The sequence below is a fragment of the Ensifer sp. BR816 genome (assembly GCF_000378985.1).
Lineage (GTDB): Bacteria > Pseudomonadota > Alphaproteobacteria > Rhizobiales > Rhizobiaceae > Sinorhizobium.
The window spans coordinates 516,313-528,383 of the sequence record NZ_KB905370.1 but is presented as its reverse complement, the minus strand read 5'-3'; the positions used below and the strand labels follow the sequence as shown (position 1 = coordinate 528,383).

At 64.5% G+C, this 12,071-nt stretch carries 9 protein-coding genes and 1 tRNA gene; 6 read left to right on the top strand and 4 right to left on the bottom strand.

The window, feature by feature from the left end:
- Positions 1-123: 123 nt before the first annotated feature.
- Positions 124-1,824 carry a long-chain fatty acid--CoA ligase gene (locus RHIBR816_RS0102500; RefSeq protein WP_018234954.1) on the bottom strand — a complete coding sequence of 567 codons (1,701 nt, stop codon included), beginning with the start codon at positions 1,822-1,824 and terminating at the stop codon, positions 124-126.
- Between the two features lie 391 nt (positions 1,825-2,215).
- Between RHIBR816_RS0102500 and RHIBR816_RS0102495 the strand changes: the two genes are divergently transcribed.
- The 5 genes from RHIBR816_RS0102495 to RHIBR816_RS0102475 all read left to right on the top strand — a co-directional run bounded on the left by RHIBR816_RS0102495 (position 2,216) and on the right by RHIBR816_RS0102475 (position 8,514).
- Complete coding sequence (locus RHIBR816_RS0102495) at positions 2,216-3,391, top strand: AI-2E family transporter (RefSeq protein ID WP_026186568.1); 1,176 nt, start codon at positions 2,216-2,218, stop codon at positions 3,389-3,391.
- Between the two features lie 66 nt (positions 3,392-3,457).
- Positions 3,458-6,154: a sensor histidine kinase KdpD gene (locus tag RHIBR816_RS0102490; protein ID WP_018234952.1), complete on the top strand. Its 2,697-nt coding sequence runs from the start codon at positions 3,458-3,460 to the stop codon at positions 6,152-6,154.
- A 137-nt stretch (positions 6,155-6,291) separates the two neighbouring features.
- Positions 6,292-6,957: a CDP-alcohol phosphatidyltransferase family protein gene (locus tag RHIBR816_RS0102485; RefSeq protein WP_018234951.1), complete on the top strand. Its 666-nt coding sequence runs from the start codon at positions 6,292-6,294 to the stop codon at positions 6,955-6,957.
- Complete coding sequence (locus RHIBR816_RS0102480; RefSeq protein ID WP_018234950.1) at positions 6,954-7,565, top strand: 1-acyl-sn-glycerol-3-phosphate acyltransferase; 612 nt, start codon at positions 6,954-6,956, stop codon at positions 7,563-7,565. Before RHIBR816_RS0102485 ends, RHIBR816_RS0102480 begins: the two co-directional genes overlap by 4 nt.
- A gap of 7 nt (positions 7,566-7,572) precedes the next feature.
- The gene (locus RHIBR816_RS0102475) at positions 7,573-8,514 is read left to right on the top strand and encodes a phosphatidate cytidylyltransferase (RefSeq protein ID WP_018234949.1); all 942 of its coding nucleotides are present in this window, start codon (positions 7,573-7,575) and stop codon (positions 8,512-8,514) included.
- Between the two features lie 45 nt (positions 8,515-8,559).
- On the opposite strand, the gene RHIBR816_RS0102470 is transcribed toward RHIBR816_RS0102475, so the two are convergent.
- Positions 8,560-8,635: transfer RNA gene (locus RHIBR816_RS0102470), tRNA-Thr, on the bottom strand.
- A gap of 75 nt (positions 8,636-8,710) precedes the next feature.
- Positions 8,711-9,721, bottom strand: a complete 1,011-nt coding sequence (locus RHIBR816_RS0102465) for a nitronate monooxygenase family protein (RefSeq protein WP_018234948.1) — start codon at positions 9,719-9,721, stop codon at positions 8,711-8,713.
- A gap of 280 nt (positions 9,722-10,001) precedes the next feature.
- Here RHIBR816_RS0102465 and RHIBR816_RS0102460 point away from each other — a divergent pair, with 280 nt between their 5' ends.
- Positions 10,002-11,120 (top strand): hypothetical protein, encoded by a 1,119-nt coding sequence (locus RHIBR816_RS0102460; protein WP_018234947.1) that lies wholly within the window; start codon positions 10,002-10,004, stop codon positions 11,118-11,120.
- A 24-nt stretch (positions 11,121-11,144) separates the two neighbouring features.
- Here RHIBR816_RS0102460 and ppk2 read toward each other — a convergent pair whose 3' ends face one another.
- Entirely contained in the window at positions 11,145-12,044 is a 900-nt protein-coding gene (gene ppk2 / locus RHIBR816_RS0102455) for a polyphosphate kinase 2 (RefSeq protein WP_018234946.1), read from the bottom strand.
- Positions 12,045-12,071: the final 27 nt, after the last annotated feature.

Below are 12,071 nucleotides of genomic sequence, written 5' to 3'. Positions count from 1 at the left end.
TGCATCGGAAATCGGCTGCGATAGCTAGTCGCTTTAGACGTGGCAAATCAAGGGCAGGTGTGCACTGCAGCGAAAAAAGGCCGCCCTCGGGCGGCCGAGAGGTGTCGAGTGCGAGGCGTGCGCTTAATCGCGCAAATCCTTGCGCAGGATCTTGCCGACATTGGATTTCGGCAGTTCCTCGCGGAATTCCACGTGCCGCGGTCGCTTGTAGTTGGTGAGGTTTTCGGCGCAGTGGCGCTTGACGTCCGCTTCCGTGAGGTTCGGATCCTTGCGTACGACGAAGAGCTTGACCGCCTCGCCGGAATGCGGGTCGGCAACACCGACCGCGGCGCATTCCAGAATGCCGGGATGGGTTGCGACGACCTCTTCGATCTCGTTCGGGAAGACGTTGAAGCCGGAAACGAGGATCATGTCCTTCTTGCGGTCGACGATCTTCGTCAGCCCCGCGGCGTTCATGAAGCCGATGTCGCCGGTGCGGAAGAAGCCGTCCGGCGAAATCGCCTTCGCCGTTTCGTCGGGGCGCTGCCAATAGCCGGCCATCACCTGCGGGCCGCGGATGCAGATCTCGCCGATTTCGCCGGTCGGCAGCGCATTGCCGTTCTCGTCGCGGATTTCGACCTCGGTGGAAGGCAGAGGCATGCCGATCGTGCCGGTGAACTCGTCCGTATCGAGCCGGTTGGCGGTGGCGACCGGCGAGGTTTCGGAGAGTCCATAGCCTTCATGGATCGGGCAGTGCGTCATCGCGAGCCAGCGCTCGGCGACCGGTCGCTGCACGGCCATGCCGCCGCCGAAGGTCAGGATCAGCGAGGAGAAGTCTAGCTTCTGGAATTCCGGATTGTTCATCAGCGCGTTGAACAGCGTGTTGAGGCCGGGGAAGATGTTGGTCTTGTACTTGCCCAGTTCCTTGACGAAGGCTGGAATGTCGCGCGGATTAGGGATCAGGATGTTGTTACCGCCGGTCGCGAGCCCCATCAGCGAATTCACCGTCAGCGCGAAGATGTGGTAGAGCGGCAGGGCGCACATGAAGGTGAGGTTTTCCGGGCGCGGCTTGCGCAGGAAGGCCGTGTTCAGCCAGAGCTCCATCTGCGCCATGTTGGCGAGAAGATTGGCATGGGTGAGGGTGGCGCCCTTGGAAACGCCGGTCGTGCCGCCGGTATATTGCAGGAAGGCGATATCGGTCGGCCCGATATTGGGTTTCGCAAGCTGAAGCTTCTCGCCCTTGGCAAGAACCGTTCGGAACGAGTGGTGACCCGGCAGCGACCAGGCGGGAACCAGCTTCTTGACGCGGCGTACGACGAGGTTGACGACGAGGCCCTTCACCCCGAGCATGTCGCCCATTGTCGCGACCACCACATGCTTGACCTTGGTGCGGGCGACGACCTGCTCGACCGTATGGGCAAAGTTTTCCAGCACGAAGATCGCCTTGGCGCCGGCATCGACCAGCTGATGCTCGAGCTCGCGCGGCGTGTAGAGCGGATTGACGTTGACGACCGTGTAGCCGGCCCTGAGGATGCCGTAGACGATGACCGGATTCTGCAGGATGTTCGGCATCATCACGGCGACGCGATCGCCTTTCGCCAGGCCGAGCGATTGCAGCCAGGCGCCGAGCCGGCTCGAATGGACATTGAGATCGGCAAAGCTCAGCGACTTGCCCATTGATGTGAAGGCGGGTCGCCAGGAATGCTGCGCCACCGCATGGTCGAAGAACTCGCCGAGCGATCGGTAGGGGAGTGGTCCGATGTCGGCGGGCACGCCCGGCGGATAGGACTTGACCCAGTTTTTAGCCGCGCCGGAACCCGCCTGCTGCATGCTTGCTTCCGCCATGATCTCTCTCCCTGTAATGGCAACGAACGGCCTTGCTCACGGCGAAGAAAAATCCCTCCCGATCTTCCCTCCCGAGCGAAGATGCTGCTTTTCCAGCGTATCTTCAAGCACTAATCGGAATTATATAACTTTGACGTAAACGTCAATAATGCCGATGCGATGCGCGTGACGGATTTTGACGGCAACGGCGCTCGAATGCATCGAAATCTCCCTGTCATGTCCGTCCGCTACGCCTTCGCCGGACGATCACGGCAATTGTGAATTGATCGCTGACCGTGGCGATGATTTGGAGACGCAGCTCTCTTGATGTCGAAAGCTCTCATAGGGGCAGGAGACGGGCTGGCAAGCCTGCGGGATTGATGTAAGGTTCTTGAAAGACGGAGGACTACAGGTGCAATTGGGCAATCGTGAGCGAGAAAATCTCCCGGCGGAGCCGCGGCTCTTCGGGCAGCCTCCCCATTCGCGCTCGGCCCTCGTCCTGCCGATTTCGGCTGCCCGCTGGCTGCTCGTCCTCGTGCTCTTCGCCGGTGTCTACTTCTTCCACGGCTTCGTCGTCCCGGTGCTTGCCGCCGTCGTCATCGGTTTTGCGAGCTGGCCGATCTATCGGCGGCTGCTTCAGGCCCTGACCGGCAATCGGACGCTTGCGGCGACCATTGCGATTACCTCCGTTGTCGCCTTTATCGTCGTGCCGATTTCGATCGCCGCGGCCTATGCGGTGGACGAGGTGCGCGACTGGCTCGTCTGGTCGGTGGAAACCAACGTGAATGGAGCGCCGGTCCCGGCCTGGCTGACGACAATCCCCGTCGCCGGCGCCTGGCTTGGTCAGCAATGGGTGAAATATGTCGGGCATCCGGGCGCGCTTGGCGAACTGGTTCAGCTCGTCAGCGGCTCCAATATCGGCAACATCTACCGCGGCGTCCTGGTGATCGGCGCTTCTGCCTTCCAGTCCTTCCTGACGCTGCTCTTCATGCTGATCACGCTGTTCTTCGTCTATCGCGACGGCCATGCCTTCTCGAAGCAGCTCGATCGCCTCGGCGAGCAGATCTTCCCGATGCGCTGGGAGCGGCTGTCGCGCGTCGTGCCGCTGACGATCAGCTCGACCGTGACCGGCATGGGCACCATCGCGATCGGCGAAGGCATCGTGCTCGGCGTCGCCTACTGGCTGGCCGGCGTGCCGTCGCCGGTGACGCTCGGCATCATCACTGGCCTCATGGCGCTCATTCCGGGCGGCGCACCGCTCTGCTTCACGCTCGTTTCGATCTATCTGGTGGCGAGTGGCTCGCCCTTCCACGGCGTTGCGCTCTTTGCCTGGGGTACGACTGAGCTCTTCATCGTCGACAAGACGCTGCGTCCGAGGCTCGTCGGCGGCCCGATCAAGCTTCCCTTCCTGCCGACCTTTTTCGGCCTGGTCGGCGGGGTCAAGACGATGGGCTTCCTTGGCCTTTTCGTCGGCCCGGTGCTGATGGCGCTGCTGGTCGCGATCTGGCGGGAGTGGATGCACGAAGTGGCGAACCAGCCGGAACCGACGGCCAAGCCGGTTGCCAGAGTCGATATCGCCGCCAAATAGGGCCGTGACAGGCGGCACGGCGCTGCGGGAGTGAACCTTCTCCAAGGACCGAGTTCGAGAGATTGCATGTCCGAGATTGATCGCGACCTGGCGAGCCGCCCCGATCCCGATGCCCTGCTGGCGCTGGCCGAACGAGGCGGCAGAGGCAAGCTGACGGTGTTCCTCGGCGCCGCGCCCGGCGTCGGCAAGACCTACGCCATGCTGACGAGGGCACAGCGTCTCAGGCAAGAGGGCGCCGACATCGTCATCGGACTTGTCGAGACCCATGGACGCAGCGAGACCGCGGCGCTGCTCGAAGGGCTGGAGATCTTGCCGCGCCGCGACGTCGCGCACAGCGGACGCACGCTCCACGAGTTCGATCTCGACGCCGCACTGGCCCGCCGTCCGCGGATCATCGTCGTCGACGAACTCGCCCACACCAATCTCGGCGAAGGCCGCCATCCCAAGCGCTACCAGGATATCGAGGAACTGGTGGATGCCGGCATCGATGTCTGGACGGCGCTCAACATCCAGCATCTCGAAAGCCTGTCGGACATCGTCGCCCAGATTGCCGGCGTGCCGGTGCGCGAGCGGATTCCCGACACGGTCCTGAACCGGGCCGACGAGGTGCTGCTGGTCGACCTGCCACCGGCGGAACTGATCGACCGGCTGAAGGAAGGCAAGGTCTACCTGCCCGACAGTGCCAAGCGGGCCGCGGACAATTTCTTTCGGCTCGGCAATCTGACGGCGCTGCGCGAGTTGGCGCTGCGTCGGACCGCCGACCGGGTCGACGACCAGATGGTCGACTACCTGAAGCAGAACGCCATAGAGGGTCCGTGGCCGGCGGGCGAGAGGCTTCTCGTCTGCATCGGCCCGGATCCGCTGTCGGAAAAGGTGGTGAGGACGGCAAGCCGGCTTGCCTCGGGATTGAACGCGGACTGGATCGTCGTTTCCATCGAGCGCGCGGATCGAGAATCGGGCGACGGCGAGGCGATGCGGCAGCTCGACGAGACCTTCCGTCTCGCCGAGCAGCTGGGCGCCGGGACGCTCCGCATCGTCGGCAGCGATTTCGTCGAGGAGATCCTGAAGCTCGCAAGGCGCGAGAATGCGACGCAGATCGTCATCGGCGCGCGCCGCCACTGGTTCCCGCTGAGCCTGTTCCGTGCCTCCTTGCCGGATGCGCTGGCCAAGCGCGTTTCCGGTGTCGGCATTCACCTCGTCACGGGCAAGAGCGAGCCGCCCGCGAAGCCGAGACGGACAAGCAAGCGGCCGCTGCCGGAGGGACTGGGGCGGGCCTTCGGTATAGCCGCTGGTACGGTCGGGCTGGCGACGGCGTTCGGCCTACTGGTCGAGCAGTTCATCATCCTGCAGAATATTTCGCTTCTCTATCTGCTCGCGGTGATCGCCTCGGCCATTTACGCCGGCTACTTCGCGGCTCTGGCGGCCGCGCTGTTTTCCGTTCTCGCCTATAATTTCTTCTTCATCGAGCCGGTCGGCACATTCACGGTGGCCGAGCCGCACGAGGTCTTCGCTCTCTTCGTTTTCCTGGCGGCAGCGGCGCTCGCCGGCGGCCTTGCCTCGCGCATTCGCGAGCAGGCGAAGACGGCACGGGGCCGAGCGACAACGACGCAGGCGCTCTATGATTTCTCCCGCAAGCTTTCCGGCACCGCCAATGCCGAAGACGTGCTCTGGGCCGCCGTCACCCAGATGCAGGCGACGCTGAGGCGCAACGCCGTGCTGTTGCTGCCGGAAGACGGTGATCTTGCCTTGAAGGTGGCCTGGCCGCCGGACACCGAACTTTCCGTCAGCGACAGGATGGCGGCGCGCTGGGCCTTCGAGAAGAAGGAGGCGGCCGGCAACGATACCGGAACGCTGCCGAACAGCCCGTTTCAGTTCAGGCCGCTCACGAGCCCACAGGGTGTCGTCGGTGTTTGCGGCTTTCTGCAGGAGGACCGGCCGCTCGAGATCAACGAGGAGCGGGCCCTTGCCGCGATTCTCGACCAGACCGCGATTGCCGTCGACCGCGCCCGGCTGTCGCGTGAAACCTCCGATCAGGCTGCCCAGCTCGAGGGCGAGAAATTCCGCGCGGCCCTACTTTCGTCGCTCTCCCAGGACCTCACGACGCCCCTGGCGACGATTGCCGGCGCCGTGACCACCCTCCGCCAGATTGGCGACGGAATGCCGAAGGAGGACCGGGAGGATCTTCTGCAGTCGATCGAGGAGGAAAGCGGCAGGCTGACGCACTTCGTCGCAAACCTCTTCGACATGAACCGGATCGAGGCCGGGACGATCAATGCCAGGCGCGATCGGGTCGATGTGGCTGAAGTCGTTCACGTCGCCGTCGAACGGGCGCGGAAATACTTTCCCGGCCGCATATTCGAGACAAGCATCGCCGCAGACCTGCCGTCGATGCGCGGCGACGGCCTCCTGCTCGGCCAAGTCCTCTTCAATCTGCTCGACAATGCCGACCGGTTCGGCGGCGACGAACCGGTCAGCATCTATGCCCGGCGGGAGGGCGACGCGGTCGTGCTGTCGGTGACCGACCTCGGCAAGGGTATCGCGCCGGCCGATCTCGAGCACGTCTTCGACAAATTCTTCCGCAAGGGCAAGCCGGACGCTCGCTCGCTCGGCACCGGCCTCGGCCTGACGATCAGCAAGAGCTTCGTCGAGGCCATGGGCGGACGGATCAAGGCGGAGAGCCCGGCGCTCCGGCGCCGCGGAACGCGTATTTCCATGCGCTTCCCCGCTGCTGACGCTGGAACCGCGGAGAAGGGCGGTGGATGACGGCGCATTCGACGCCGTCGCCGCTATCCAGTCGCGCGGCGACGGAAGTTGCTGTTAGGCCGCCATATGGCCTTTGCCGTGAAGTTGTTTTATGACGGACTGCAATCATGAATTTGTAAGGGCTGGGGTCCACAGAGATGAATGTCGCTCCGGATGGCGGAGAGCCCGGCGGGCCGGGCGCTGATCGGCGCCCCATTGCGGCGCGAGACAGCGGCTTCGCGCGTCGCCTGACGGCGCTGCTCCTCAAGACGCCGATCACGCCGAACGGGATTTCGCTGTTGAGCATCGGGTTTGCCGCGATCGGCGCGGCGGCGCTCGTCTTCGCGCCGCGCTGGCCGTTGCTCTATCTCGTCGCCGTCGCCGGCATCCAGTTGCGGCTTCTCTGCAATCTGCTTGACGGCATGGTGGCTGTCGAGGGCGGCCGTGGCTCGCCGGTCGGCGCGCTCTACAACGAGTTTCCCGATCGTGTCGCAGACACGCTGCTGATCGTGGCGCTCGGCTACGCCGCCGGCGCCGGCTGGCTCGGCTGGGCTGGCGCGCTTGCCGCGGCCTTGACCGCCTATGTGCGCGTCTTCGGCGGCTCGCTCGGCCAGGCCCAGGACTTTCGCGGTCCGATGGCCAAGCAGCATCGCATGGCGCTGATGAGCCTTGCCTGTCTCCTGGCGCTCGGCGAAGCCTGGCTGACGGCGGAGCGCATCGTGCTTTACGCGGCTGGGTGGATCATCCTCGCCGGCGCGCTTCTCACCTGCTGGACCCGCACCCGGGCGATCGTCTCGCGCATTTCGGGAGCCGCAAAGCCGTGATCGATCTGCTTTTGATCGGCCTCACCCGGTTTCTCGTCGGCGGGCAGGCGCAATGGATCGGGGCCGTGCCGGATACGCGCCAGCGCATCTATTTCGCCAATCACGCCAGCCATCTCGACACGCTGTTGATCTGGTCGGCGCTGCCGCGGCCGCTGCGCGCATCCACCCACCCGATCGCCGCCGCAGACTATTGGGGCAGGGGCAAGCTCCGCCGCCACATTGCGCTCAAGGTGTTGAATGCCGTGCTCGTCGACCGTGCCACGCAGGGTCCGCCCGGGGCGGCGCTCGCCCCCTTGCGCGGCGTGCTCGCCGAGGGCGAGTCGCTCGTTCTCTTTCCCGAGGGAACGCGCGGCAGCGAGCGCCTGCCGGGACCGTTCAAGAGCGGTCTCTACTGGCTGTCGCAGGAATTCCCGGAGGTCGAACTGATTCCGACCTATCTCGACAACCCCTCGCGCGCCTTCCCCAAGGGAACCTTCCTGCCGGTGCCGATCAGCTGCACGGTTCGCTTCGGCGCGCCGCTTGTAAGACGGCCGGGTGAGGAGAAGGACGAATTCCTCGAACGCGCCCGCACCGCCGTCAGCACGCTCGCTTCGGATCCGGTTTCATGAGGCCGCCATGTCCTTGAGCGACAAGCTGTTCATCCTCTTCGGCGGCATCTCGACGCTGCTCGGCATCGCCTCGGTGATCGGCTTCGTGCTGTCGCGCAAGGTGACTTCGGAGAGTGGCCGGGCGACGGTGGATAATCTCAACGCCCGCATCAAGGCCTGGTGGGCCATGGTCGCGATCTTCGCGGTCAGTTTCGCGCTCGGCCGCGGCGTGACCGTCGTGCTCTTCGCGCTCACCTCCTTCTACACGCTGCGCGAGTTCATATCGCTGACGCCGACGCGCGGCGCCGATCACCTGCCTCTGGTCGCCGCCTTCTACGTGCTGCTGCCGCTGCAATACTGGCTGATCTGGACCGACTGGTACGCGCTCTTCACGATCCTCGTCCCGGTCTACGGCTTCCTTCTCCTGCCGAGCCTGGCCGCGCTGAAGGGCGATGCCGACGAGTTCTTGCTGCGCGTCTCGCGCATCCAGTGGGGCCTGATGCTGACCGTCTATTGCATCAGCCACGCGCCGGCCCTGCTGACGCTCGACATTCCCGGCCGTCCGAACGAGGGCTTCCTGCTGCTCTTCTTCCTGATCACCGTCGCGCAGTTCAGCGACGTGATGCAATACGTGTTCGGCAAGCTGTTCGGCCGCACGAAGGTGGCCCCCGTCGTCAGCCCCTCGAAGACCGTCGAGGGCCTTGTCGGAGGCGGCCTATCCGCCGTCGCCGCTGGCGCCGGCCTCTGGTGGATCACCCCGTTCACGCCGCTGGAAGCCGCCGCCATGGCGCTCGCCATCGTCGCCATGGGTTTTTTGGGCGGCCTGTCGCTCTCGGCCGTCAAGCGCTCGATGGGGGTGAAGGACTGGGGTACGATGATCTCCGGCCACGGCGGCGTGCTCGACCGCATGGATTCGCTGAGCTTTGCGGCACCGGTGTTCTTTCACCTGGCGCGGTATTTTTATACGTGAGGAGCGGGAATCGACTGTGTCACGGTAAGCGGTGCAGGAAGAGAATGGTGCCGCTTACGTGACTCGAACACGTGACCCCATCATTACGAATGATGTGCTCTACCGACTGAGCTAAAGCGGCACTAAAGCGTCCCGCGGGTGGCCGCGGAACGAATGTGAGGCGCTGATAAACGCAAAGCGCCGGGATTTCAAGTCATCAGTTTCGAGAAGTTGAAAATTCCTTCGGCGCGGTGAGGCCGGCCGAGGAGGCGAGGCCGAGGCGGGCGCGGGCGGCGTCGTATTCGCGCTCCAGCCGGTCGACCAGTTCCGCGACCGGGCTGACCTCCTGGATGGCGCCAATGCCCTGGCCGCAGCCCCAGATGTCCTTCCAGGCCTTGGCCCCGTCGGTGGCCTTGCCGAAGTCCATCTTCGACGGGTCGGCTTCCGGCAGGGTATCCGGATCCATGCCGGCGGCGCGGATCGAGGCCTTGAGATAGTTGCCGTGAATGCCGGTGAAATAGTTGGAGTAGACGATGTCGGCGGCGTTGCCGTCGACGATCGCCTGCTTGTAGGCGTCGCTGGCGCGGGCCTCTTCGGTGGCGATGAAGGGCGAGCCGATATAGGCCATGTCGGCGCCCATCGCTTCCGCCGCGAGGATGGCGTCGCCGGTGGCGATTGCGCCCGAAAGCAGCAGCGGACCGTCGAACCAGGCGCGGATTTCCTGGATCAGCGCGAAGGGCGACAGGGTTCCGGCATGGCCGCCGGCGCCGGCGGCGACTGCGATCAGCCCGTCGGCCCCCTTGCGGATCGCCGAGTTGGCATGGCGGTTGTTGATGACATCGTGCAGCACGATGCCGCCATAGGAATGGATCGCAGCATTGACCTCCGGCACCGCGCCGAGCGAGGAGATGACGATCGGCACCTTGTATTTGACGCAGAGCATCAGGTCCTGCTCGAGCCGGGCATTCGACTTGTGGACGATCTGGTTGACGGCAAAGGGGGCGGCCGGACGGCCTGAATGCTTGGCGTCGTGGTCGGCGAGCGTTTCGGTGATCTCGGCGAGCCACTCGTCGAGCTGTGCTTGCGGACGGGCGTTGAGCGCCGGGAAGGAACCGATGACGCCGGCCTTGCATTGGGCAATCGTCAGCTTGGGATGCGAGACGATGAAAAGCGGCGCGCCGACAACCGGCAGTCTCGTCGTTCCGGAAAAAATTGGCGGCAACGGCATCGGGTCTCACTCCATCCCAATTTTTGACGTTTGCGTAAACGTCAATGTAGATAGCAGCAAAGGCCGTGCTTGCAAAGAGAGGTTTTCCGCCCCGCATTTTGACGGGTCAAGGCGCCTTTTCCCCGTGCAAGACCCGGCCGCAACGCCGCCGGACTTGCAGATTCCGAAAGCAGCGGTTACCCAATCGTTAATAAAACCAACGGCGTGCCGCGGGAAGAGGCGGGGCCCTCCGATACTTGCCCCCGTTTGGGCGTAAGCCTGGTGTGCAGAAGGATTTGATGTGAGCGGACTCGAGACGGCAATCAGGAATGCACTGGAACGCTCGGAGCGGAGCAATGCCGAAGTCCGCGCGCGGATCTATCAGTCGGCCCGTCAGGCGCTGGAAAATGGCCTCCAGAAGCAGGAGATCGAGGACCCGGACATCATCGCCAAGCAGCGTCATCGGCTGGAAGCGGTCATTCACGCGATCGAGACCGAGGAGCGCGCTGCCCTGAAGGCGCGCGCCGCGACGCCGGTCGTCAGCCTATCGGACGTGAAAGGCAAGGCCGATGCGGCAGCGCATGAGCCGGGCTTCAAGGCCGAGGCGCGACCGGGATCGGCCGTGGACGGCGGCCTCGGCGCCCTTCGCCCGGAGCGCGACGGGCAGACGCAGCCGGTGACCAACGGTGGCAAGTCCGTCGAGCCGGGAAAGCCCGGCTCGATCGCGCCGGATCTGGGCGTTACGGACAAGCGCCCGCCGAAGCGCAGACGCGGTCGGCTTCTCTCCTTCGTCATGGTTGTCGCGACGCTTGCCGCCGCGGCGGGCGCGGGGGTCTGGTGGGTTCAGACCAATGACCTCCTGAAATCGCCCGCCGAGCGCGACACCAATGTCGCCAATCCGCCGGCCGTCGTGGAAACGGAGGATTTCCCCGCTGCCAGCTTGCCGACGCTCGGCGCGCAGGAGGGCTTTTCGGGCGAGTGGATCGAGGTCTTCACCTCGGCGGACGCAGCGGCCGTCAAGCCTGGCGCCCGCGCCAGCGCTCAGCCGTTCGACGACGATGGCGGCGAGCGCATCCGGTTGACGTCGTCGGCCGGCTCGAAGGAGGGCGAGGTGGCGGTCGACATTCCCGCCGATGTCCTCTCCCAGCTTTCGGGCAAGTCCTCGACGCTGGCGCTGAGTGTCCAGGCACTGCCGGGCAAGACGACGGAGTTCTCGGTCGAATGCGATTTCTCGGCGATGGGCGCCTGCGGTCGCCATCGCTTCACCGCGCATGACGAGCGCATCGACATGCTGTTCAAGATCAGCTTCGATCGCCCTCTCGCGCCTGGCAGTTCCGGAAAGTTGCTGATCAACAGCGATGTCAGCGGCGCCGGCAACAGCCTCGATCTCTTCGCCATCCGCGTGCTGCCGGGTCAATGATCCGGCATCGCGCAGCTTCGCAGATCACCTGAGGAAGCCGGGCCCGGAGCCGATGACCTTGTCGTCCGCCTTGCCGATCGCCGCCTTGTCCTTGCCGTCGTAGTCGAGCTTCGTCAGAATGTGGCGGATCAGGTTGATCCTGGCGCGACGCTTGTCATTGCCGCGGATGACGGTCCACGGCGCGTGGTCCGTGTGCGTTTCCTTCAGCATCCGGTCGCGCTTCGCGGTGTAGTCGTCCCATTTGGGCAGAGCCGCTATGTCCATCGGCGACAGCTTCCAGACCTTCAGCGGATCATGCCGGCGATCGTGGAACCGCTTCAGTTGCATCTCGCGGCCGATATTGAGCCAGAATTTGAAGAGCTGGATGCCCTCGTTGACGATCATTTTCTCGAAGCGCGGTGTCTCCTTGAGGAAGTGTTCGTATTGCTCCGGCGTGCAGAAGCCCATCACCGGCTCCACGCCGGCGCGGTTGTACCAGGAACGGTCGAAGAGGACGAATTCGCCGGCCGTCGGCAAGGTCGAGACATAGCGCTGGAAGTACCATTGGCCGCGCTCGGTCTCGGTGGGTTTGGTCAACGCGACGATGCGGGCGGATCGAGGATTCATATAGGCCATGGTCGCATGGATGGCGCCACCCTTGCCGGCTGCGTCGCGCCCCTCGAAAACGGCCATGACGCGCTTGCCGGTCGCCTGCATCCAGAACTGGACCTTGACGAGCTCGATCTGCAGCTTCGTCAGCGTCTCCTCGTATTCCTCCTCGCTGAGCTTCTTCTCGTAGGGGTAGTCGTCGGACGAAAAGGCTTCGTCGTCGATCCATTTCGGCAGTTCCGGATTGTCGATGTCGAACACCCGGGTCTTGCCGCCGATCTCAAGCTCGACCGCCCGGCTCCCGGGCTGGGCCGCGTTTCCCGCCGCTAGTGCCATTTTGCCTTCCTCCCGCTGGTGCCCGAT

Coding starts and splice junctions, on each gene's coding strand:
- RHIBR816_RS0102500 (WP_018234954.1), bottom strand. CDS start 1,824: ATGGCGGAAGCAAGCATGCAGCAGGCGGGTTCCGGCGCGGCTAAAAAC.
- RHIBR816_RS0102490 (WP_018234952.1), top strand. CDS start 3,458: ATGTCCGAGATTGATCGCGACCTGGCGAGCCGCCCCGATCCCGATGCC.
- RHIBR816_RS0102485 (WP_018234951.1), top strand. CDS start 6,292: ATGAATGTCGCTCCGGATGGCGGAGAGCCCGGCGGGCCGGGCGCTGAT.
- RHIBR816_RS0102475 (WP_018234949.1), top strand. CDS start 7,573: ATGTCCTTGAGCGACAAGCTGTTCATCCTCTTCGGCGGCATCTCGACG.
- RHIBR816_RS0102465 (WP_018234948.1), bottom strand. CDS start 9,721: ATGCCGTTGCCGCCAATTTTTTCCGGAACGACGAGACTGCCGGTTGTC.
- ppk2 (WP_018234946.1), bottom strand. CDS start 12,044: ATGGCACTAGCGGCGGGAAACGCGGCCCAGCCCGGGAGCCGGGCGGTC.